We start from the raw sequence: 22,448 nt of genomic DNA, 5'->3' as shown, positions 1-22,448 counted from the left end.
GAGTATCGGGCCGCCGACGACGGTGCGACCAAGGGCTGCGAACCATGCCGCGGAGCGGGAAGACCACGACGCCGGACGGCGTCCCCACCCTGCTCGACGACGTGTTCCCGGCGCTGGCCAACCCGGTGCGGCGCCGCATCCTCCAGTTGCTGCTCCAGGGGCCGCAGTCGGTCAACAACCTCGCCGCGCACTTCGACATGGCCCGCCCCAGCGTGTCCGAACACCTGAAGGTGCTGCGCGACTCCGGCCTGGTGACGGAGCGGAAGGTCGGCAGGGAACGCCACTACTCCCTGTGCCGGGCGCCCATGCAGGAGATCTCCAACTGGCTGCACCCGTACGAGCTCTACTGGCAGGAGCGGCTGCGGCTCCTGCGCGACACCGTGGTGGAGGAGGAGAACGAGCGTCAGGGCCGGTAGGGCCGGCCCTCACGGGCGACGTCGGGCCCGGCGGCCGTGCCGGCGAGGACCGCTTCCAGCCGGCTGAACAGCCAGGACCGCCAGCCGCCGCCCATGATCCGCCGGGCCCGCTGCTGCAGCTCGTTGTCCGGGTCGAAGCCCTCGTGGTCGAAGAACAGCCTGGTGCCGTGGCCCTCCGCCACCAGCCGCCAGGTCGCCGTGCACCGCGCCCCGCTGGGACCGTGATCGTCCCAGCTGATGCGCAACATCCGCTCAGGCTCGATGGCGAGCACCTGGCAGTGGATGACGCCGTCGAATCTCGTCGCCGGCACGGCGGGCGCCACGATGGTGAACCGGTGGCCGACGACCGGCTGGAAATCCTGCGGGCCGAGCCATTTCGTCACCAGCCGAGGTTCGACGAACGCCCGCCACACGCGGTCCGGAGGATACGGCAGGTATTCATCCAGCCTGATCGCCTGGGGGTCGTCCGTCATATCCGTCAGCTCTCGATCAGCGACTGAGGAACCAGAGCGAGTCTATCCCCACGGGCCAGACGGCGCACTTGCGAAGGAGACACCGATGAAGATCGGAATCGGGTTGCCGGGTGAGGAACCTGACCTCCTGCTGGACTGGGCGCGGCAGGCGGACGCGGGACCGTTCAGCACGCTCGGACTGCTCGACCGCTTCATCTGGCGCAACCCGGAGCCGCTGGTGATGCTGGCCGCCGTCGCCGCCACGACGAGACGGATCCGGATCCAGACCGAGGTGCTGATCGGCCCGCTGCGCGACACCGCCCTGCTGGCCAAGCAGACGGCCACGCTCGATCGGCTCGCCGGTGGCCGGTTCACCCTCGGGATGGGGGTCGGCAGCCGGACCGACGACTTCGCCGCGGCCGGCATGCCGCTCAAGGGGCGGGGCCGCCGGCTCGACGGTCAGCTGATCGCGCTGCGGCAGCTGTGGGCGGGCGGGCGGACCGACTGCGGGCTGGGGCCGGTGGGGCCGGCGCCGCTGACGCCGGGAGGCCCGGAGATCCTGTTCGGGGCGTTCGCGCCGGCGGCTCTGGCGCGGGTGGCCAGGTTCGGGCACGGGCTGCTGTGCGCCGCGCCTCCGCCGTGGGCCGGCGACCTCTTCCGCGCGGTCGACAAGGAGTGGTCGCAGGCCGGCCGGCCCGACCGCCCGCGCAACGTCGGCCAGCTCAACGTGGCCTTCGGCTCGGACCGGACGGTCGCCACGGCCAAGGCGGCGATCAGCGAGTGCTACGCCATCGTCGGCGCCTCCCACTGGATGGTGGAGGGCATGCTCACCACCGAGGAGCAGATCCGCACGGCGCTGCGCGGGTTCGAGGAGCTCGGGGCGGACGAGGTCATCCTCTACTGCTGGTCACCCGAGCTCGGCCAGGTGGCCCGGCTCGCCGACCTCGTCGACCGCTACACCACCGCTCAGGCCGCCCGCTAGACATCCGGGGGCGCCGAGCCTCAGGCCGGGACGGCCCTCCAGGCCTCCACCGTCGCTCCGGCGATGGCTTCGACGCCGTTCCCGTACGCCTCGTACCCGCCGGACACGAAGCTGCCGCCGAACGGCAACCCGCTGAACGCGGCGCGGAAGCGCCGCGGAGGCCCGCCCGCCGGGAGCGCCGCGTACGCGGCCAGGGGCGTCAGGTCGTAGCCCGTCCGTGCCCGGTGGTTGTTGCGCGCCACCTGGTGAGCCGCCACGCGGAGCAGCGCGTCGAGGCCCCTGTCCAGGTAGAGCTGCAGCAGCCGGAACTGGTTGTCCAGGTGCTTCTCGTGAGCCTGCGCGGGATGCTGCAGGAGATACGCGCACACCACGGGCGCGTGCCACCGGTACATCCGCGGATCGGCCTGCTCCTCGGCCAGGATCGCGTGGTAGTAGTCGGCGCACACGCCCAGCGGGCCGGCAGGCGCGCCGCAGTCGCACTGACCCGTGATCCGCTCGTCTGCCATGGGCCGCACCCTAGGCGGCCGGAGACGACCTTGTCGACGGGATTACGGTGGCCCGGGGCCCTGCCGCGGGCGTCGGCGGGCGCCGGGAGAGGGCCCCGCGTACCAGGGGAGGCCCCCGCCGACGACGGCGAGGGCCTCGGGGCCGCGGTGGCAGGGGGGGTCAGGGTGTGCACGGCAGGGAGAGAGTGATGTCGTCGAAGTCGAGGCGGGCGAAGCCCGCCGCGTAGAACCCGACCTTCCCGGAGGGGTTGTGCGTCGGGTTGTCCCCCTCGATGACGGGTTCGTCGTTGACGTGGACGCTGATGGACGGGCCGCGGACGACCATCCGGAGGGCGTAGACCGTGTCCGGTTTCAGGCCGCGCTCCGCCGGCAGGACGACCTCGCGCAACGTCCGCCACTGCGCGTCGTAGAGGGTCCAGGTCGATCCTGCCGCCGCGTGCCGGTAGCGGACGTAGCCGCTGCCGGCCGGGCTGTGGCGGTCGTACATGATCAGGACCGCGCCGTCGGGCACCTGCGCGGGGGTCTTCAGCCGGTAGGCCAGCGCGTAGTCGGTGAAGGCGCGGTCGAGCAGCGCGTTGGCGCCGTTGACGATCCGGTACCAGTGGTTGCCGGAGCCGTCGTCCACGATGCCGCGGTTGGGGTCGACGGGCCAGCCGTTGCCGCCCGACTCGAAGTCGGTGGCGTGCATGACGCCGTCACCTTCGGTCACGGTGACGGTGGCCACGTCGGTGATCTTCGGATCGGCGTTCGACGTGACCGAGACGGTCGTCCTGCCCGGCGCCAGCGCGGTGACCGATCCGTCGGCGGCGACGGTGGCGACCGAGGTGTCGCCGCTCGTGTACGTCACCGCCCGGTTCGTCGCGTTCCACGGCACCGCCTCGGCGGGGAAGGACACGGTCCTGCCCAACGGGACGGTGAGCTGGTCGTCGGGAAGGTGGAGGGCCGTCAGGCGGATCTCGCCGGGCCCGTGCGGCAGCCCGACCTTGCCCTGGGTGCCGATCCGGTCGAACGGGACGGCCTGGAAGCCGGGGATGCGCCTGAAGACCTCGGCGTCCGCCGTCAGGGAGAAGTCGCCCGCCTTCCAGTCGGCGAATCCGGGGTCGCGGTCCGCGACCCAGTTGCCGGCGTAGTTGAGCAGGTTCTTGACGTCGCGCGCGCCGTGCTCGTTCACGCCGGCGGACCTGCTGACCTGGGGATTCCAGACGAGGTTCCTTTCGAAGAAGTTCTTCGCGGGGTAGTAGTGGTTCTCCTCGAAGAAGGTCAGCAGCTCGGGGTACTTCGCGGCGTACGGGGTGCCGACGAACCCGTTGTTCTCGTCGAACAGCTTCCTCCAGGCCGGCATGTAGTGCTTGTCCACCGTGTTGCCGGGCTTGTCGCCCATCCACATCTCGTAGTTGTCGTAGGGGACGTGGGTGTCGACGAAGATGTTGTTCCTGGCCTTGATGTGGTCACCGGAGCCGCTCTTGATGGCGTCGTTGCCCATCCGGTAGAAGACGTTCTCGTCGATGGTCAGGCCCATCGTGAGGTTGTCGGGATAGATGCCCTCGACGCCGCCCCGGCCCTCGCCGATGTGGTGGAAGTAGTTGCGCCGGATCACGGTGCCCCGCTCGTGCGGCGTCATGCCGGCGTTCATGTAGATGGCGCCGAGGTCCTGGAAGTCCTGGCAGATGTCGTAGATGTCGTTGTACTCGATCAGGTGGTCGTTGCCGTGGACGATGATGCCGGGATGCGGCGCGTCGTGGATCTCGTTGCCGCGCGCCTGGTTCCCCACGCCGTCGAACATCACGCCGGGGTTGTAGGCCTTGTGGTAGTAGGCGAAGTCGTGGATGTGGGAGTTCTCCACGCGGTTGCCGCCGGGCTTCAGGGTCTTGTCGTCGCCGCCGTTGAGGACGACGCCCACGCCCCCGACGTGCCGGATGGTGGTGGACACGACGGCGTGGTTGCGGCCCTTCCTCTTGTCCGGGATGCCGTCGTAGACGTAGCGGCCCGCCGAGTTGATGTACACGCCGCCGTCGGCGAAGTTCTGGATGTCGCTCCGTTCGATGGTGACGTCGTTGCCGCCGAGGATGACGGCGGGCAGGCTCCGCCCGTACTCCATCACCAGCTCCTGGAAGGAGACGTGGGAGGCGTTGGTGACGCGGAGCATCGGCTCCTTGAGCATGGTGACGGTGACATCGCCCTGCCTGCTCCGGAAGGCGGCGTTGGGCACGAGGTACAGCACGCCCTTCTCGCGGTCGATGTAGTACTCGCCCGGGGCGTCGAGCTCCTCCAGGAGGTTCTCGGCGAAGTGGAAGTCCGGATACCAGGACTTCATGAGACCGGACATCTCGCCGTACCGCAGGGTGATCCTCTTGGCCTGGGTGTCGATCGAAGCGACCTTGTTGTAGGACCACTCCCAGCTCTGACCGAAGATGCCGTCCAGCCAGATGTCCTCGGCTTCGGTCCAGTACCGGGGCCGGTCGTAGGAGTAGCGGAACGTCCCTCCGCGTTCCTGCAGGTCGGGGTCCTTCACGGTGGGTCCGGCGTCGACGATCTCGCCCATCTGCACCGTGCCCGCGTTGGGCCACCGGGCGAGGGTCATGCCCTGGCCCGCCACGTACAGCTCCATCGGGGGGACGAGGCTGACGTCGTTGGCCTTCCAGTAACCGTGGCGGCTGCGCTGCCCGTAGTCGGTGATGCCCAGGGCCGCCAGGTCGATCTGGCGGACCTTGCCGCGCGCCGGCTCGTCGACGATGCGCCGCAGCACGGCGTCGTCGGTCACCGGGGCGAACCTGTCGTGGTCCAGCTCCCGCCCCCCGGTGAGCCGTGCCGTCTCGCCGGGGTAGGAGCGGTAGACGACCGGCGCTTTCGCCGTGCCCGAGTCCTGCTGGTCGAGCGTGAACGACGCGGTACGTTCGTAGGTCCCTTCCCGCAGGTAGACGGTCACCCCCCGGGCAGGCAGGCCGTGGCGGGCCTTCAGTTTCCTGATCGCGTCCCTGGCTCCTTCGAGCGTGCGAAGGGGCCGGCCTCGCGTCCCGTTGTTGGAGTCCTTCCCGTCAGGTGCGACGTAGAGCGCCGCTCCGGGCGGCCGTGGCGCGGTCTCGGCCTGCGCCACGGCGGGCGTTGCCGCGAGGAGAAGGCAAGCCACCAGTGTGGCTCGCAGCCGTCGTTTCATGGAGACGATTCCCGCCTTTCCGGGTTGGGGGGACCGGGACGAGCCATGGGGACGGGCCGGCGGCTCACCCCTTGAGCGCGCCGACCGTCAGACCGCTGATGATGTGACGCTGCATGTAGACGAAGAAGATGATCACCGGTGCCACGGCGAGGAGGAGGTTGGGGAAGACCTTGGTCATGTCGGTCGAGTACTGGCTGATGCCGGCGTAGATGGCGGTGGTCACCGTGTAGGTGCCGGACCCCGGGCTCAGCAGGATCTGCGGGCTGATGAAGTCGTTCCAGATCCCGATCGAGTTCAGGATCAGCACCGTGATGACGGCCGGGCGGGTCAGGGGGAAGATGACCTGCCAGTACGTCCGCAGCCGACCGGCTCCGTCGATCGCGGCGGCGTGGTCGATGTCCCTGGGGACGGTGCGGATGAAGCCGACGAACAGGAAGATGCTCACCGGGAGCGTCATGGCGACGTCGTGCAGGATCAGCCCGGTCACGGTGTTGCCCAGCCCGATGGCGCGCAGCACGTGGATCAGCGGCACGATGAGGGCCGCGGAGGGGATGAAGGTGCCGGCCAGGAAGAAGAGCAACAGGATCTGCGTGCGCCGCTTGAGGCTGCGCGCGATCACGTACGCGGCCGGCCCGGCGAACAGGATGCACAGGACGTCGACGGCCACGACCAGCAGGAGCGTGAAGCCGTAACTGCGCAGCACGTTGTACTGCGGGCTGTGGATCGCGGCTTCGAGGTACTCCAGCGAGACCCTGGCGAACGGCAGGGCGAACGGGCTGCTCTGGATGTCCTGCTGCGACTTGAAGCTGTTGACCAGCAGCAGGTAGACCGGCACCGTCATGACGGCGAACAGCAGCGTCAGGAGCGCGATGCGGATCGGCGACGGGCGCCCGCGCCCGGCCGTGGGCGGCTTCGCCGGCGCCGGTGGGGCGGTGCGCGCGGCGCCGGGGGAGAGGTTGAGGGTCATGGGGGCTCCTGAGGGTGCTTAGCTCGCCGCGGCCCGGTCCTGCCGGTTGCGCAGGGCGGTGACGACGACCGAGAGCGCCGCGGACACCACCATGAGCCCCACGGCCTGGGCGGTGGCGAACCCGACGTCCGTGCCGGCGAACGACCGGTTGAGGATCAGGTAGGCGATGGTCTCGGTGGACCCGGCCGGACCACCGTCGGTGAGGCTGACGACGATGTCGTACACCTTGATCAGTCCGACAAGGTTGAGCACCATGGCCACGGTCACCACCGGTGAGATCATCGGGATGACGATCCTCCGGTTGATCTGCCGACGTGACGCGCCGTCGATCTGGGCGGCCTCGACGAGCTCGCGCGGCACGGTCTGCAGGCCGGCGACGAACAACACCACGTTGAAGCCGAATCCCGCCCACACGATGACGCCCACCAGGGTGATCACCGCGAGGTTCTCGTCGAAGAGGAAGCCGACGGGACCGATCCCGAGATCGCGGAGGGTGGCGTTGATCGCGCCGTTGGTGCCGAGGATGGCACTCCACAGGAAGCCCAGGATGAGCGCGCTGATCACGTGCGGGTAGTACGCGAGCGTCCGGAAGAACGAGTTGGACCAGCTTCGCTCCTTGAGCTGCAGGGCGTAGACGAGGCCCAGCCCGAGCATGCCCACGGCCCCGAAGACGGCCACGATCGCGGTGACCAGCCCGGCTCGCGTGGTGTCCGGATCGTCGAACAGGCGCGCGTAGTTCTCCAGGCCGACGAACGTCGCCGACGAGAAGCCGTTCCAGTCGGTGAGGCTGAGGTACAGGGCCACAATGACGGGGACGACGGTCATCACCGTGTACACCACGACGGCGGGGGCGAGCATGCCCGCGCTCGTCGCCGCGTCGCGGAGGCGGCGGCGCCGGCTGCTCGGCGCCCTGCGGTCGGCTTCGGGACTCGGTGCGGGCAGCCGCACGGAGTCCGTGTTCAGCCCTGCGAGTCCCACCACTGATCCAGCTTCGCCGCGACGTCACCGGCGGAGGAGCCGGTGAACAGGGACTGAATCCGCGTGTTCAGCTCCTCGGGGTAGCCCTGGACCGGCTGGCGTTCGCCCTGCTTGACGATCACGAACGGAGCCTGGTCGAGGATCGTCTGCACGCCGTCCCCGAGACTGGAGACGTCGTAGGCGAACCCCTTGCGCAGGTTGCCGTCGGCCGCGAGCTGGATCTTGATGGCCTCCGCGTCGGTCACCAGCCACTCGACCAGATCGATCGCCGCCTCCCGGTTGTCGGACTGCCCGACCACGGTGTACGGCTGCGCCATGTTGCCGAACTGGCCGGGCGGGTGGGCGCCGTCCGACGGCACGGGGAAGACGCCGATGTCGTCGCTCTTGCCCGCCTCGTCCGCCGCCGGCACGAAGTACGAGCCCATGATGTACATCGCCGAGTCGCCGCGGAGGAACGCGGCCTGGCCGTCGGGGTACTGGAGCCCGAGCGAGCTCTTGTCGAGGAACCCCTTGTCGAGCCATGACCTGTAGAGCTCGTAGTAGCGCATGTAGCCGCTGCCGGCGAACGTGGTCCGGCCGCTCTTCCGCTTGACCGTCCACTCGGGATCGGCGGTGAGCACACCGGCGTCGGCGAGCATGGAGAACTGCGCCCCGGTGACCCACTGGCCGGCCGTCTGCAGGGGGACGTAGCCGGCCTTCTTGAGCCTGCCCATCGCGTCCTCGAACTGGGCGATGGTGCGGATCTTGGTGGCGTCCAGGCCGGCCTCGGCGAACGCCTTCTTGTTGTAGAAGACCAGCGACTGGATCTGCTCGCCGACACCGACGACATAGTGCTTGCCGCCGATGGCGTAGTCCTGGAACAGGGGGGTCTTGGCCGCCCACGGCTCGCCGGACAGGTCGACGAAGAGCTCGGCCGTCTCGGGGGTGGGCACCACGTGCTGCGCGATGTCGGGCGGGTCGCCCGCGGCCAGGTCCTGCCGCAGCTTGGCCTCGGCCTGGATCGTGCCGGTGAGCTCCAGTTGCACCGTCACGCCCGGGTTCTTGGCCTCGTAGCGGTCGAACAGCTTGTTCCAGAACTGTTCCGTGAGGTTGGGGGTGATGTTGACGATCATGCGCAGCGTGGTCTTCCCGGATTCGCCGCCTGAGTTGCCGCCGCCACCGCACGCCGACGTCGCCGTTACTGCGAGGGTCGTCGCCGCGGCCGCCAGCAATCGCCACCTGTTCATGTGCCTCTTCTTCGTTCCTTGATCGAGTGTGGTTCCCGGGACCCACCGGGCCTGGCCCCCACCGGCTCGGGTCGTCCATCGGCGAGACGCTCCGCGAGTCCCCGTCCGGGGAGGGGCCGGTGGTCCGGGGGACCGCCGCCTTACGGAGTTCTGCCAGAAGGAGATCGTTAATCGCCTATCGATAGGGATAGTATTTCGCCCACCTCACTTGTACAAGGGGCATTTCGTGCGGGCCGTCCGGTGAGGTCAGCGGCTCTCGTCGCGCAGCACGAGCTCGACGACCGGAAGCAGCACCTCCGGCCGGACGACGGGCAGCGTCAGGGTGAGCGTCCCCGGAGGCCGGCCCGGCGGGGCGAGGTTGTTGTGCTCGTGCCCGGCGCCGTCCAGCTCGTCGAATCGCACCTCCGAGCCGTCGTGGAGCAGTTGCGCGTACCGTACGCGTCCGGCCAGGCCGGGCAGGTGGACGTGCCTGAGCGGCCAGGCGAGCAGATGGAGGTAGAGGCGGTCTCCCCGCTGGGTGTAGAGGCAGTTCGGCGGCGGCTCGAACGCGCTCGGCCCGGCGCCGTGCACGGCTCGGGCGTGCGGGGACATCCACGCCCCGATCGCGCGCAGGGTCTGCGCCGCCCGCGGGTCCAGCGCCCCCCGTCCCGTGGGCCCGACGTTCAGCAGCAGGTTGCCGCCACAGGCGACCGACTGCACGAGCATGCGCACCAGCAGGTCCGGACTCTTGTAGTCGTGATTGTCGCGGTCGTAGCCCCACGAGCCGTTGAGCGTGTGGCACGCCTCCCACATGACCTCGGCGCCGTCGCGGGTGAGCGGCCGGTCGGGCTGGTACTGCTCGGGCGTGACGTAGTCGCCCGGGATGCCGAGACGGTCGTTGACGACGATCCCCGGCCGCAGGTCGCGGACCATCGCCATGAGCTCCTCCGCGCCCCACTCGGCGGGTCCCTTGGCGGGGTAGGTGAAGTCGAAGAAGAGCAGGTCGACGGGGCCGTAGCCGGTGAGTAGCTCGCGCACCTGCCCGCGCATGTACGCGCGGTAGCGGGCCATGTCGCGCCCGGCGGCCTCCTCCGGGCGCACGCCGTCACGCAGCGGGTGGTACCGGTCGACGGTGAAGTCGGGGTGGCGCCAGTCCAGCAGCGAGTAGTACAGGCCCACCCGCAGTCCCTCCGCCCGCATGGCCTCGGCGAACTCCGCGACTAGGTCCCGTCCGGTCACGCGGGCGGAGGTGTAGTCGGTGAGCTTCGAGTCGAACAGGCAGAAGCCGTCGTGGTGCTTGGCGGTCAGCACCGCGTAGCGCATCCCGGCCTCGCGCGCCGCCCTGGCCAGCGCCGCGGCGTCGAACAGGTCGGGGTCGAACCGCTCGAGATAGCGGTCGTAGTCGGCGTCGGTCATCGCCTCGCGGCTGCGCACCCACTCGTGCCGGGCGGCCAGGCTGTACAACCCGAAGTGGACGAACAATCCGAAACGCGCCGCCGGGAACCACGCGGACCCCTCCTCGGACCTGCCTGACACTGGCGTCTCCTCTCACGGTTGACAGCCCTCGCCGGTCGGCAGTTACATCTACCATCGATAGGCGATAATTGTCGACGTTGTTGGGTGAGGGCATCGCATGAACACGAACGGGCACGGCACGGAGACCTACGAGACGATGCTGGGGCCGGCGCAGTCCTCGCCCTTCGTCCGGCCGACGGCGCGCATGGTCGAGGCGCTCGCCGACGTGAGCGCGGCCACCGCCTGCGCCAAGCTGCACCAGATGGGCATCACCCGCACGTTCATCGACGGACCCGTGCCGCTGCACCGGGAGCCGGACGTGCGGATCACCGGGGGAGCGGTGACGCTGCAGTTCCTGCCGCAGCGCGAGGACGTCTTCTCCGGCGGTGAGCAGGAGGACGCCGAACGCAGGACCGCGCTGTGGGCGGTGCTGGAGTCCATCAGGCCGGGTGACGTGCTCGTCGTCTCGGCCCAGGCCAGCCACTTCACCGGCTGCCTCGGCGACATGCTGGTCCGCTACTTCAAGCTGCGCGGCGGCGCGGGCATCGTGGTGGACGGCCGGATTCGCGACGCCGCGCGGGTGCGCGCCCTAGGCGTGCCCATCTGGTGCACGGGGGTGACGCCGCACTACGCCTCCCAGACGGAGCTGTTCCCCTCGGCCTTCAACGTCCCCGTCGGGGTGGGCGGCGCGCTGGTGACGCCCGGGGACCTCATCGTCGCCGACGAGGACGGCGCGGTCGTCGTGCCGCAGCGCAGCGCCGTCGAGCTGGCCGAGGACTCCCTGCTGCACCAGGACCGCGAGGAGTTCGCCCGTCGCCGGTTGGACGAGGGCGGGCGGCTGTCGGACTACTACCCGCTGACCGGGGCCGGCCTGGAGGAGTCCCTCGCCAGCCGCGACGCGGGCTGACCGGCCCGGGAGACCCGCCGGGGACCGGCGGGTCTCCCGGCCAGGTCACGTCTCCAGCAGTTCCGGCGGGACGAAGCCCTCCTCGGCGAGGCGGTGCCACAGTTCCGGCGGGATCTCCGTCCGCGCGGCCTCGGCGTTCCGGCTCACCTCGTCGGCCGACCGGCACCCCACCACGACGGAGCCCACGGCCGGATGCAGGTAGGGGAACTGGAGCGCCGCCGCGGCGAGCGGGACCCCGAACTCGGCGCAGACCGCACGGCACCGCTGCGCACGCGCGAGCACGTCCGCGGGCGCCCGGCGATAGTGGAACATGGCGCCCGGCTGCGGGTCGGCCAGCAGCCCGGTGTTGAACACGCCGCCCACCACCACCGTGGTGCCGGTGCTCAGGCACAGCGGCAGCAGCGTCGCCAGCGCCTCGTGGTCGAGCAGCGAGAACCGCCCGGCAACGAGGACCACGTCCACGTCGAACTCCGCCACGTACGCCGCCAGCGGCTCGCAGTGGTTCATGCCGAAGCCGACGGCCCCCGCCAGACCTTCCTCACGGATCCGGCGCGCCGCCGGATAGCCGGTCCGGCGGACCTCGTCCGGGAAGTCGTCCGGGTCGTGCAGGTACAGGATGTCGACCGCCGGGCGGCGCAGCCGTCGCAGGCTCGACTCCAGCGACTCGCGCAGGCCGCGCTCGGTCCAGTCGGTCACGACCCGCTCCCCGGGCCTCAGCAGCCAGCCGGCCTTGGTCGAGATCACCGGCGCGGTGACGCCCTCGGCCTCGATGGCCCGGCCCAGCCGGTCCTCGGCCAGGCCGTGGCCGTAGCGGGGGGCGGTGTCGAAGTACGTCAGGCCCTCGCGGGCGGCGGCGGCCACGGTGGCGGCCGCGTCCCGCTCGCTCACCTCGCGGAAGAGGTTGCCGATGGGGGCGGTGCCGAGGCCCAGCCTGGGCAGGGCGATCGTCATCGCGCGACCTCCCACGGCGGGGCCGCGTAGGTGGGCGTCCCGGCGCGCAGTGTCATGGTCAGCGTCAGCCGCACCTGCGTCGCCCCCGGCAGCCGCACGCCGACGTACGGTCCCTCGACCGGCCGGGGCGCCTCGTCGTCGGCGCGTACCGTGTGAAGGCGGTGCTCGGCGAACGCGCCCGCCTGCACCACGAGCGAGCACGGCGCGGCGCCGAGGTTGACCAGTTCGACCACGGTGCCGGCGGGATCGATGCTGGAGACGAGCGCGGCCACGTCCGGGGGCAGCCCGGGCCGGCGGCGGTCGGCGTCGAAGTAGCGCACGTGCATCTGGGCCAGGCCGCCGTTGTAGAGCACCTGCGGGGAGCCGGTGGTCAGCTGCAGCAGCGCCTCCGTGACGACCGGGTTGCGGTCCTGCCAGTCGTGGATGCCGAACGCGTCCGGGCCGACGGCCGGATCCACCGGGTCGTTGACGATCGACTCGACCCGCTCGGCGCACGAGTCGATGGCGCTGCTCAGCATGCGCTCGGGGAAGCCGGGGTTGCGGCCGGAGAGGTACTCGTACCAGGGCTCCTCGTGGCCCGACTCCTCCTTGGTGCGCTGGGTGTGCACCGCCGTCCAGTCCCAGCTCGCCCCCTCGCGCAGCCGGTCGACGCGCTCCCGGTCGGCGGCGTCCCGGCTGAACTGCCACAGGGCCACGGGCAGCTGGGTCGGCATCACGTTGTGGTCGAACCAGCCGGAGTCGTCGCGGCGCATCGGGGCCAGGAGCGTCGGCTCGCCCTCCAGCCCACGCAGGTGGGGCCGCCAGCGTTTGGTGATCGTGGACACCTCGCGCGGCCGCATGGGCGCCGCGTGGCGGAGCACCACGTCCAGCGGGTTGCGCGCCAGTTCCAGGTAGGAGCGGTCGCCGGTCAGCAACATCGCGTTGGTGGCGCCGACGATCGCGGCGGTGCCCACCGGCGGCAGGCCGTGCGGCCACGACCAGCCGTAGTGCCCGCCGTACCAGCGGCCGTCCAGGTGCTCGCCGACGATCCCGTGCGTCCCGGCGTTGTCGGGCACGACGTCGCGGCCGGCCATGCGGTCGCGCCAGGCGTCCACGTACTCGACCACCCACGCGGCGTGGCGAGGTGCGCCGCCGAGGAGGTGGGCGTTGGTGACGAGGCTGGTCGCGGCCAGGTTGACGATCGTGTCGCCGCGTCCCATGCGGTCCCACATGACCCTGCCGTAGGCCCGTGCCCGCTCCGGATCGGCGGCCAGGTCGTCGAACGGCGCGGCCTCGTCGATCCAGTCGAGCGGCAGGCCGTAGGGGCGCAGCGCCAGGCTCCACGGGAAGTAGACGTCGCCGTCGCTGAAGCCCCAGCGCGGCCCCGCGGCGCCGTTGTGCGGTGCGCGGATGATCCGGTGTTCGGGATCGTAGTTGGGCCCTCCGGGCAGGTAGAGATCGGCGAAGCGGGCGGCGAGCTCCCCGAGCTCACCGTCGTCCGGGGTGGCGAGGCAGAGCCCGTAGAACAGCAGCAGCCCCTCGCCCTGGTGGAACCAGTCGTAGCCACGCTCGAAGCCGTCCACCAGCATGCCCATCTCGGTCAGCTGGCCGGTGACTCCACGCCAGTGCCGGCGCGCCGCGGCGAGCACGTCCGCGCTGCCGCCGAGCAGGTAGAGGGTCGGCCAGTTGAAGAACGCCTCGTAGAAGTCGTCCACGCCGTCGCGGCCGTCGAGGCCCTGCCCCAGCGTGTCGCGGAACACCAGCCGCCCGTCGCCTTCGGTGTAGCGGTCGGCGAAGATCCGCCACGCCTTGTCCTGGACGGCGAACAGCTCCCGTTGCAGTTCGGCCCACCGGGGCGGGGTGGTGAGGGAGCGGCTCGCCCGCAGCGCCGGCGGGTGTGAGATGTGCATGGCGAACACCAATCGTTCATCGATAGCCGATGATTAGAATCTTCATGAGCCCGAATCGGTGTGTCAATACTGGACAAACGCCTGGAGACGATGTGATCGACTGTCATGTCCACCTATGGGATGTGGATGGCGGATATCCATGGATCCAGCCGGGTTCGCTGCACCACCGGACGTTCACCGCCGCCGACCTGGCCGAGTCGGGCGCGGGCCTGGAGCTGACCGGCGCGATCCTGGTCGAGGCCTCCCGCGGCGACCACGGCGAGAACGTCCTCCTGCACGACCTGCGCCTGCGTCACCCGGATCTGCTTCTCGGTCACGTGGGCAACCTGAACTCCTGCGCGGACCTCGGCCCGTCACGCTTCACCGAGCTCCTGGCGGAGACGCGCCCGAACGGGATGCGGCTCGGCGGCGCGTCCTGGGACGCCACACCGGCCTCCGCGCGGGCACTCGTTCCCGCCATGGCCGCACGCGGTGTCGCTCTCGAACTCAACCTGCACCACGCCGCCGTCCCGGTGGCGGCCGGGGTCGCGGCCCGGCATCCCGGACTGACCGTGGTCGTTGACCACCTCGGCAACCCTCCCAGCCTGCGGACCGCCGGCCCGGGCGAGTGGCGTGAGCAGGTGCGCCGGGCGGCCCGCGTGCCCAACGTGATCATGAAGATCTCCGGTCTGCTCACTCAGCAGCACGGCGTGCCCGGGGAGCAGGTGGCGGACCTGGTCGCCCACGTGGTGGACGCGTTCGGCCCCGACCGGTGCATGGTCGGCTCCGACTGGCCGATCTGCCTGAGCCGGGGATCGCGGGCCGCGTCGCTGCGGCTGGCGCGGCGAGGTCTCCGCGGGGTGGATGACGGCGAACTCCTGCGGGTGCTGCGCACCACCGCCGAACGCGTCTACGGCCTGGCAGCCCGGGTTGACAACGATCGGGGCCCCTGCTTCGATGCGACGGTTGACGATCGATAAACGATGATTGGTTGACGATGGCCCATTTCGACCTCCCCCAGGAGCAGCTCGAGCAGTACGTGCCGGTCCTGCCGGAGCCGCCCGATCTCGACGCGTTCTGGGCGAAGACGCTCGCCGACAACGACGGCTTCGACCTGCGGACGAAGGCCGACCCGGTGGCGAACGGGCTGGCGACGATCGACACCTTCGACGTCACCTTCGCCGGCTTCGGCGGCCACCCCGTCCGAGGATGGCTGCACCTGCCCGCCACCAGGACAGGCCCCCTCCCCGCCGTCGTGGAGTACCTCGGATACGGCAGCGGGCGCGGCGTGCCCCACGAGAAACGGCTCTGGGCGTGCGCCGGCTACGCGCACTTCGTCATGGACTCCCGCGGCCAGGGGCGTGACACCCCCGACCCCGACACCGCGACCGGCGACGTCGCGGCGCCCGGTTTCCTCACCCGCGGCGTGCTCGACCCTGAGCGCTACTACTACCGCCGCCTGTACACCGACGCGGTGCGCGCGGTGGCGGCGGTGCGCGCGCATCCGGCGGTGGACCCGTCCAGAGTCGCCGTGACCGGCACCAGCCAGGGCGGCGGCATCGCCCTCGCCGTGGCCGGTCTCGTCCCCGACCTGCTCGCCGTCCTGCCCGACGTGCCGTTCCTCTGTCACTTCCCGCGCGCCGCCACGTTCACCGACCAGCCGCCCTACGCGGAGATCACCAGGTACGTGAAGCTGCACCGCGAGCACGCCGCCACCGTGATGCGCACGCTGTCCTACTTCGACGGCGCCACCCTCGCCCGGCGGGCCACGGCCCCGGCGCTCTTCTCCGTCGGGCTGATGGACCGCATCTGCCCGCCGTCCACCGTCTACGCGGCGTTCAACCATTACGGAGCGCGCCGCGCGATGCCGGCGACCGGCAAGCAGATCCGCGTCTACCCGTTCAACGACCACGAGGGCGGCGGACCCGACCACGAGGTGGTCAAGCTGGCGTGGCTGGCCGCACGGCTGGAAGAGTCACAATCGATACCTGCTAGGCGATGATCAATTATCATGAGCAGGGGGACGCGACGGCGCACGATGGGGAATTCATGGCATCGACACGGCAAGTGAGTGACTTCGCCTCCAGGCTGGCCACGAGCAAGGACTCGGTTCGCCCCACCCTGATCTCCGATCGGGTGTACGAGCTCCTCCGCCAGGCCATCGTCGAGGGCGAGCTCGCACCGAACGACCGCGTGGTGGAGTCGGAGATCGCACGCCGTCTCGGGGTGAGTCAAGCGCCGGTTCGCGAAGCCGTCAAGCAACTCGCGCGGGAGGGCCTGCTCGTGCATGTCCCGCGGCGCGGCAACTTCGTCGTCGAGATCTCCACCGAGGACGCCGAACACGCCCGCCAGGTACGCGAGCCGCTCGAACGGCTGGCCGCCACGATGGCCGCCGAGCGCGTCACCGACGAACACCTCGCCGAACTGGAGGCGCTCGTCGCCCAGATGCGTCAGGCGGTGGAGGTCAACGACGTCGGCAGGTTCCGTGACATCGACATCGCCTTCCACACCCGGGTCGTCCAGATCGCCGGAAACCCGTTCCTGACCCGCATGTGGGAGGTCCTGGAGCCGAACCTGCGCGCGCTGCGCGCCATCGCCGACCCCCTCTTCGAGGGCGACTGGCGGGCGATGGCCGACGAGCACGGGCGCCTGGTCCTGCTGCTGCGCGACGGCGACGGCGCCAAGGCCGCCGACGCGTTCGCCGACCACGCCGCCGGTCGCGCCCCCGTACCCGACCGCCGCACCCGCAGAAAGCCCGCCCCCCACTGACCGCCTCCCCACCGACCGCCTCCCCACTGATCGTCGTCGGCCTCGCCGCCGTCGTGACCGCTTCCGCCGCCGTCAGCCTTCACCGCCCGCCTCGAGCCCGCATCGGAGGCGCAGAAGCCGGGCCCCAGCTCCTGACCGGTCGCTGAGGCGGCCATCGTGAGGAGGAGCCTCGACCGTCCCGGCCAGGACGAGCTCCTCCACGGCCGGAAGGACTCATCCGAGCCATGCTCGCGTGGGTGCTGCTCGCCTCGGCGCTGAACCTGAGCCTTCCGTGGATCTGGCGGGCCGGGGCGTTGCCGTGATCGCCAGGAGCGTAGGACCGTCGCCGTCGCCGGGGATCGTGCAGGTGACGGCACCCGGGCAGCCGCCGCACCCCTGCGGCGGGCAGCCGCCCCCGATCTCGTCCCTGGACAGCCGGCCCTGACCGACCCAGTAGTCCACCATGGACCGCGCCTCTTCGAGACTGACCCCGACGCGCCGGGCGATCTCGCCCAGGTGCGCGGTGCCGCGCGCGGCGGTGATCTCGGCCAGGACCCGCCGGAGCGCGCCGGGCGGCGTCACAGGACGATCCGGGCGAGCTGGAAGACGGCCAGGGCCAGCAGCCAGGCCACCGAGAGCTGCATGACGACGCCGAGCAGGGTGAGCCGGCCGCCGATCTCCCGCCACTGCGTCGCCAGGGTCGCCATGCACGGGGTGTAGGCCAGCAGGAACACCAGGAACGCCAGGGCGGCCGCGCCCGGGTGGCCGCCGGACGAACGCTCGAACGTCTCCAGCAGCGCCGGTCCGAGGGCGCCCGGCCTGGTCACGTCCTCCGGCGTGGTGCCGCCGTAGGTCTGCGCCATCGTGGAGACGACCGCCTCCTTGGCCACGAATCCGGTCGCCAGCGCCGCCACCGCGTGCCAGTCCCCGAACCCCGCCGGAGCGAAGACAGGCGCCACGGCGGCGGAGGCCACGCCGAAGGCGCTGTCCTCGATCGGGGCTTCGCCGAATCCGGCCGCCCCGCCGACCGGGATCGCCGCCAGCAGCCACACCGCGGTGACCGTCCCGACGATGACCGTGCTCGCCGTCCGCAGGAAGCCGGACAGCTTGCGCCAGGTGTGCCTGGCCACCACGCGCGCGGACGGCATCCGGTACGGCGGCAACTCCAGCAGCAACGACTCCTCCGCCAGATCGCGGAAGAGCGTACGGCGCAGCAGCAGGCCGACCAGCACCACCAGGGTGATGGACAGCAGGTACATGCCGAAGACGACGGTGCCGCCCGCCCGGCCGAAGAAGACCGTGGCCACCAGCACGTAGACGGTCAGTCTGGCGGTGCAGCTCACGTACGGCAGGAGCAGCCCCAGCAGCAGGCGCTGTCCTGGCTGGCCGAGTATCCGGGTGGCCGACAGCGCCGGGACGTTGCAGCCGAAACCCACGATGATCGGCAGGAACGCCCGCCCGGGCAGGCCGAGCAGCCGCATCAGCCGGTCGGCGACGAACGCCGCCCTGGCCATGTACCCCGAGTCCTCCAGCAGGGTCAGCAGCACGAACATCACGACCATGAGCGGCACGAAGGTCAGCAGCTGGCCGACCCCGCTGATCAGGCCGTCGACCAGCAGGCCGGTCATCCAGGCGGGCGCGCCGAGCGTGTCCAGCAGTCCGCGGGCACCGCTGGAGACGGGGCCGTCGAACAGGGCGCCCAGCAGGTCCTGCACGGGAGCGACGAGCGAGGTGGTGGCGGCGAAGACGATCCACATCATGGCCAGGAACGCCGGCACGCCGAGAAGGCGCGAGGTCATGATCCGGTCGATCCGGTCGCTCCAGGACGGCCCGGCCTGCCGGCGATCGGCCACAGCTGCCAGCACCCGGTGGGCCCAGGCGTAACGTCCCTCGGCCAGCAGGGCGGCCACGCCGCCGTACTCGGCATCTGCGGCCCCGGACCGCAGCAGCCCGGCCGCCTGCCGTACCGCCTCGTCCAGCAGTGGCTGCGGCAGGTCGGGAAGCCGCCCTCCGCCGAGCACCGTGGTGGACGTCAGACGCTCCGGGTACGGCAGCGCGGCGCAGAACGGGGCCAGCGCCGCCAGCGCCTGCTCGACCTCTGCCGCCAAGCGGGGAGGAGCGGGCACGGCCGGCTTCTCCAGAGCGGAGGCGACCGCGGTCGCCAGGTCTTCGAGCCCCGTGCGCCGCCGTGGGGTCACCGGCACGACCGGCACCCCCAGTTCGGCCGCCAGCCGCTCCGGATCGACGCGCAGGCCGCGTGCCACGGCGAGATCCCCCATGGTCAGCGCGATCACCACGGGCAGGCCGGCCTCCAGGACCTGGGCGAGCAGGTACAGGTTGCGCGCCAGGTTGGCGGCGTCCATGACCATGACGACCAGGTCGGGGCGGTGCTGGAGGCCGCACAGCAGGTCCCTGGTGAGCTCCTCGTCCGGAGATCGCGGGTCGAGGCTGTAGGTGCCCGGCAGATCGACCACGGTGACCGGCATGGCCGCGCGCACGTGGCACAGGCCGTACGCCAGATGCACGGTTTTGCCCGGCCAGTTCCCGACCGTCTGCCGGGCTCCGGTCAGCGCGTTGAAGAGCGTCGACTTGCCCACATTGGGGTTGCCGACCAGGACCACGGTCGGCGTTCCCTCGACGGCCTGACCCGCGTCGGCCGCACAGCATGGCGGATCCAGCAGCCTGGCGGAGACCCCCGCTCTCCGCGGCCTGTTACGCATCGACGATTTCCAGCCCACCGGCCGTCCCGTCGCCGATCGCGATCCGGGAGTCGCCGACCGCCACCAGGAAGCCTCCGGTCGCTCCACGGCTCATGACGTGGATGTCGGTTCCAGGCAGGAAGCCCAGCTCCATCAGACGGACGCGTTCCGGGATCGCCGCGACGCGCTTCAGTCGTACCGTGGCGGGCGGAGTGAGGTGACGGACGCTCTTCATCACAACCTCTTGATTAGGTAAGGCAAACCAAACTGCCTCCCTGATCGTACGGACATCCCGCCGAATTTCACCCCATGATGGCTTTTCTCACACGGGCCGCCGACGAGCTGACCCTCCCGTCCTGCAGCAGGTGCGCGAGGGCGTCCCCGCCGATGCGGAGACCTACGACCACGCGCGGGCGACCACCTCGACCCGACACGCAGGAATGGCCGTTCTCGTCTCACGACGCCACACCTGCCGAGGAGTCGAACTCGTTCACCGCTTCCGTGGAAATTGCGTCGCTCCACCGCCTACGCGACCCTCACCGAGCACTGACCAGAACAGCCACCTCAGCCCGCGCCCCCTTACGTACGCCGGATCGTCAGCGACGGCGGCCGACGGCGGGTACGTGAGGGGCCGCAGCAAGACCATGAAGACCAAAATCTGCAACCGCGTCTACACCGCCGCCGAAAGGGTGGGCAAGGAATGTGACGAGTATCCGTTCAACAACACCAAGGAGGGGCCGGGATATCGTGCGGACGACCACGATCCCCACTCGCAGAGCTGGAACTTCTCCATCAGGCCCGTGCTGATCGAGCACAACAAGAACGCCGGAAACCATAAACAGCTCTTCGAAGCCCAGAACCGCGTCTTCCACAAGGACGCCTTCCGGGTAAGCGTGATCTGAGACAGCCCGTCTGGTGTGCCGCTCCCCGCGACTGGGGAGCGGCACACCACGTTCGATCGGAGGGACATGTCGAACCCCACCCACCTGTACGACCTGCTCGAGTCCCGCTGGGAGAACATCGCGGACGGCTTCGCCGCTGTCTGGGCCGAAGGACTGACGGTCGAGGAGACCGCCCGGCGGCTCGGCGGCGACCCAGCCGGCGCGACGGAGCTCACGCTGGAGGACATCGGACTTGGCTTCGAGGGTGATGAGATGCCCGGTGACGAGGATGGGATCATCCTCGTCGGCCCCTGTGACGCCTGGACCCTGGCGGTGCAGGTCCAGTGGATGGACGTCACAGAAGAACCTCGGTTGTCGGAACTCTCACGCGACGGCGGCAGGGCCATCGCGATCGGCTGGCACGGTGATGGCGCGCACCGCGTGGAATACGCGATCGATGGCCGGCTCACCTTCTCCGCGCCGTTGGAGGAGATCCTGGACCTGCTGCACGAGTACGCCGAGGGTCTGCGGATGCCCACCGATTGGGACGTTCCCGTGGACGTGGGATCGCCCACCGAGGAGATGATCACGGCGGCCCTCACGGCCATCGGCCGGCTCACCGGCAGGGAACTCGACGAGGAGTGGCTGGAAACGCCCCACGTCCGCTACCTCATCCGCCGAACCCGATGATCCAGCGCGATGATGGGGCGTCCTGCGGGACCGCGTCGCGAGATGATCTTGCCCAGGCGCGTAAGGCATGATGGCCAGCGCTGACGGCACGGCGGGCTGCGGTGGCGGACGGTCGCGCCAGCCCCTTCATGACGCGCGTGGACCTCGCTTCAACCTTGCAGGACATGCTGTCCGCATCGGTCGCCGGCACCCTGGCCCGCGCCGCCGCGCTCTGAGAAGGCGTCCAGGGCGACGCCCTCGAACGGGCTGGCGTCACGGTGTCCGACTGCTGGGCCGTCCCCAACGACGCCCCGGGAACTAACCACCGACCGGAGGGCGCGCGCCCGGCGACTACTACGAAGTGCACGTCGTGGCGGGAAGACCCAAGCGGGCTGAGTCCGTGGTTCGGCGTGCCCGACGACGGGGTGACGGCGATTCGGATCGCCGTCACCCCGTCGGGAGGTTACGCGAGGGGCTGGGAGACGACGACCACGTGGGTGGTCTTCGCTGGCTCGATCGTCGAGTTCCCCACCAGCTGGATGACGTACGTGTGCTTTCCGGCCGTCGTCGGCGCGTCAGCGAAGCTGAACTGTCCCGCATCAAGAAGGTGGCAGGGTTTCTGGGCGGGGAAAGCTGGGGGTCGTCGGGTCGGCCTGACCGAGGTAGACCTCGATCGGCCGGTTCATGGCGATGCCCTCGTGCGGGCGCTGGGTATTGAACTCGGCGCGGTAGGCATGGGCGTGCAGGGCGAGGGTGGGACCGTCGGGGATCTCCTCGCGGTAGAGCCGCTCGTATTTGAGCGAGCCGAAGGCGCGTGCCCGTACGCCGTAGGTGTGGGGCGACTTCTTGCGGGTCCGGACGTGTTTGAGCTCGGGATGGGCGGCGAAGAAGCGGGCGAATGCGATCGACTTGAACGCGGGTCCGTTGTCGGTGACCACCATGACCGGCCGGATCTGTCCGGTGGCCGGATCGGTCACTACATCGCTCAGCGGACGGCCCAGCAACGCGGTGACCTCATCGAGGGCCAGCCGGAGGGCAGCGATGGCGTCACCGGCGTTCTGGGTGGTGGCCAGATGCCAGCCGAACTCGCATTTCGCGTGGTAGTCGGCGCAGCGGCGACCCGCCAGGTCCCGCCCGAGCTGGTCTCGAACTCGATGGAGTCCAGCTGCCAGACCTGGTTCGGATCTGTCGGGATCTGAGCGAACGCTGCGCGCCGCTCCGCCGCCCAGTCCTGGACCTCGGCGATGCCGGTCAGGCGGCAGAACCTCGAGGTCGGCCTCCCCGCTTCGGTGCGGATCACCTCGAGGTCTTTTGGAAGGGGCCAGGCGGTGCTCGGCCGACTTCTTCCACACCCGCAGCTCGACGTGGGCTTCGCCGAGGGTGGTCTTCAGCTTCTCGATCTCGGCTTCGAGCTGGGCCTCGTGGTTGGGGGTGCGTGAGTTCTTTGCTACGAGGCCGGCGCGGCCGTTCTCGATGAACTGACGCTTCCAGGTGCCGATCGACTGTTCGAGACTCTGGCACGGCGGGCGGCCTGGGCCACCGTCATCTCT

At 70.4% G+C, this 22,448-nt stretch carries 21 protein-coding genes; 8 read left to right on the top strand and 13 right to left on the bottom strand.

Translation table 11 applies throughout. The features are described 5' to 3' along the window. The first annotated feature begins 44 nt into the window (after window positions 1–44). The gene (locus CXR44_RS03155) at window positions 45–416 is read left to right on the top strand and encodes an ArsR/SmtB family transcription factor (RefSeq protein WP_101783280.1); all 372 of its coding nucleotides are present in this window, start codon (window positions 45–47) and stop codon (window positions 414–416) included. Here the strand turns inward: CXR44_RS03155 and CXR44_RS03150 are convergent. Then, on the bottom strand, window positions 404–889 hold the full coding sequence (locus tag CXR44_RS03150) for an SRPBCC family protein (RefSeq protein ID WP_101783279.1): 486 nt from the start codon (window positions 887–889) through the stop codon (window positions 404–406). The two genes, CXR44_RS03155 and CXR44_RS03150, sit on opposite strands and share 13 nt — an antisense overlap. Before the next feature lie 85 nt (window positions 890–974). Here CXR44_RS03150 and CXR44_RS03145 point away from each other — a divergent pair, with 85 nt between their 5' ends. Further along, window positions 975–1,850, top strand: coding sequence for an LLM class flavin-dependent oxidoreductase (locus tag CXR44_RS03145; protein WP_101783278.1), 876 nt, complete (start codon window positions 975–977; stop codon window positions 1,848–1,850). Between the two features lie 20 nt (window positions 1,851–1,870). Here the strand turns inward: CXR44_RS03145 and CXR44_RS03140 are convergent, their stop codons facing one another. From CXR44_RS03140 to CXR44_RS03115, 6 genes are all read right to left on the bottom strand, one after another. Then, on the bottom strand, window positions 1,871–2,356 hold the full coding sequence (locus tag CXR44_RS03140; RefSeq protein ID WP_101783277.1) for a DUF5946 family protein: 486 nt from the start codon (window positions 2,354–2,356) through the stop codon (window positions 1,871–1,873). Between the two features lie 160 nt (window positions 2,357–2,516). Beyond that, window positions 2,517–5,483: an Ig-like domain-containing protein gene (locus tag CXR44_RS03135; protein WP_219601646.1), complete on the bottom strand. Its 2,967-nt coding sequence runs from the start codon at window positions 5,481–5,483 to the stop codon at window positions 2,517–2,519. Between the two features lie 91 nt (window positions 5,484–5,574). After that, entirely contained in the window at window positions 5,575–6,477 is a 903-nt protein-coding gene (locus tag CXR44_RS03130) for a carbohydrate ABC transporter permease (RefSeq protein ID WP_101783275.1), read from the bottom strand. A gap of 18 nt (window positions 6,478–6,495) precedes the next feature. Then, entirely contained in the window at window positions 6,496–7,455 is a 960-nt protein-coding gene (locus CXR44_RS03125) for a carbohydrate ABC transporter permease (RefSeq protein WP_219601645.1), read from the bottom strand. Continuing rightward, the gene (locus CXR44_RS03120) at window positions 7,437–8,681 is read right to left on the bottom strand and encodes an ABC transporter substrate-binding protein (RefSeq protein WP_101783273.1); all 1,245 of its coding nucleotides are present in this window, start codon (window positions 8,679–8,681) and stop codon (window positions 7,437–7,439) included. Before CXR44_RS03120 ends, CXR44_RS03125 begins: the two co-directional genes overlap by 19 nt. 246 nt (window positions 8,682–8,927) lie before the next feature. Next, window positions 8,928–10,196: an alpha-L-fucosidase gene (locus CXR44_RS03115; protein ID WP_101783272.1), complete on the bottom strand. Its 1,269-nt coding sequence runs from the start codon at window positions 10,194–10,196 to the stop codon at window positions 8,928–8,930. Between the two features lie 97 nt (window positions 10,197–10,293). On the opposite strand from CXR44_RS03115, the gene CXR44_RS03110 reads away from it, so the two are divergent. After that, window positions 10,294–11,082 carry an RraA family protein gene (locus CXR44_RS03110; RefSeq protein WP_180903160.1) on the top strand — a complete coding sequence of 263 codons (789 nt, stop codon included), beginning with the start codon at window positions 10,294–10,296 and terminating at the stop codon, window positions 11,080–11,082. A gap of 45 nt (window positions 11,083–11,127) precedes the next feature. Here CXR44_RS03110 and CXR44_RS03105 read toward each other — a convergent pair whose 3' ends face one another. Both CXR44_RS03105 and CXR44_RS03100 read right to left on the bottom strand, forming a co-directional pair. Continuing rightward, window positions 11,128–12,033, bottom strand: coding sequence for an aldo/keto reductase (locus CXR44_RS03105; RefSeq protein WP_101783271.1), 906 nt, complete (start codon window positions 12,031–12,033; stop codon window positions 11,128–11,130). Continuing rightward, complete coding sequence (locus CXR44_RS03100; protein ID WP_101783511.1) at window positions 12,030–13,922, bottom strand: DUF8034 domain-containing protein; 1,893 nt, start codon at window positions 13,920–13,922, stop codon at window positions 12,030–12,032. Before CXR44_RS03100 ends, CXR44_RS03105 begins: the two co-directional genes overlap by 4 nt. 29 nt (window positions 13,923–13,951) lie before the next feature. On the opposite strand from CXR44_RS03100, the gene CXR44_RS03095 reads away from it, so the two are divergent. From CXR44_RS03095 to CXR44_RS03085, 3 genes are read left to right on the top strand one after another with little or no spacing between them, the layout of a single operon-like run. After that, window positions 13,952–14,881, top strand: coding sequence for an amidohydrolase family protein (locus tag CXR44_RS03095; RefSeq protein ID WP_101783270.1), 930 nt, complete (start codon window positions 13,952–13,954; stop codon window positions 14,879–14,881). Window positions 14,882–14,898: 17 nt separating this feature from the next. Next, the gene (locus CXR44_RS03090) at window positions 14,899–15,903 is read left to right on the top strand and encodes an acetylxylan esterase (protein WP_101783269.1); all 1,005 of its coding nucleotides are present in this window, start codon (window positions 14,899–14,901) and stop codon (window positions 15,901–15,903) included. A 47-nt stretch (window positions 15,904–15,950) separates the two neighbouring features. Beyond that, window positions 15,951–16,670: a GntR family transcriptional regulator gene (locus CXR44_RS03085; protein WP_101783268.1), complete on the top strand. Its 720-nt coding sequence runs from the start codon at window positions 15,951–15,953 to the stop codon at window positions 16,668–16,670. 213 nt (window positions 16,671–16,883) lie between these two features. On the opposite strand, the gene CXR44_RS42090 is transcribed toward CXR44_RS03085, so the two are convergent. The 3 genes from CXR44_RS42090 to CXR44_RS03070 all read right to left on the bottom strand — a co-directional run bounded on the left by CXR44_RS42090 (window position 16,884) and on the right by CXR44_RS03070 (window position 19,583). Continuing rightward, a complete protein-coding gene (locus CXR44_RS42090) occupies window positions 16,884–17,231 on the bottom strand; it encodes a FeoC-like transcriptional regulator (protein ID WP_180903158.1) in 348 nt (115 codons plus the stop codon). Further along, window positions 17,228–19,270, bottom strand: coding sequence for a ferrous iron transport protein B (feoB, locus tag CXR44_RS03075; RefSeq protein WP_219601644.1), 2,043 nt, complete (start codon window positions 19,268–19,270; stop codon window positions 17,228–17,230). The genes CXR44_RS42090 and feoB overlap by 4 nt, the downstream gene beginning before the upstream one ends. A gap of 91 nt (window positions 19,271–19,361) precedes the next feature. Next, window positions 19,362–19,583 carry a FeoA family protein gene (locus CXR44_RS03070; RefSeq protein WP_144069837.1) on the bottom strand — a complete coding sequence of 74 codons (222 nt, stop codon included), beginning with the start codon at window positions 19,581–19,583 and terminating at the stop codon, window positions 19,362–19,364. A gap of 205 nt (window positions 19,584–19,788) precedes the next feature. Here CXR44_RS03070 and CXR44_RS42085 point away from each other — a divergent pair, with 205 nt between their 5' ends. Together CXR44_RS42085 and CXR44_RS03060 are read left to right on the top strand one after the other, a co-directional pair. Then, window positions 19,789–20,250, top strand: a complete 462-nt coding sequence (locus tag CXR44_RS42085) for a NucA/NucB deoxyribonuclease domain-containing protein (RefSeq protein ID WP_425437395.1) — start codon at window positions 19,789–19,791, stop codon at window positions 20,248–20,250. 66 nt (window positions 20,251–20,316) lie between these two features. After that, entirely contained in the window at window positions 20,317–20,919 is a 603-nt protein-coding gene (locus tag CXR44_RS03060) for a hypothetical protein (RefSeq protein ID WP_144069836.1), read from the top strand. Window positions 20,920–21,497: 578 nt separating this feature from the next. On the opposite strand, the gene CXR44_RS40010 is transcribed toward CXR44_RS03060, so the two are convergent. Beyond that, the gene (locus CXR44_RS40010) at window positions 21,498–22,250 is read right to left on the bottom strand and encodes an integrase core domain-containing protein (protein WP_219601643.1); all 753 of its coding nucleotides are present in this window, start codon (window positions 22,248–22,250) and stop codon (window positions 21,498–21,500) included. Window positions 22,251–22,448 lie beyond the last annotated feature (198 nt).

This window comes from Nonomuraea indica (genome assembly GCF_002850745.1).
Classification (GTDB): Bacteria; Actinomycetota; Actinomycetes; order Streptosporangiales; family Streptosporangiaceae; genus Nonomuraea; species Nonomuraea indica.
Note: the sequence above shows the minus strand (reverse complement) of the source record. Positions and strands in the feature narration are given on the sequence as shown.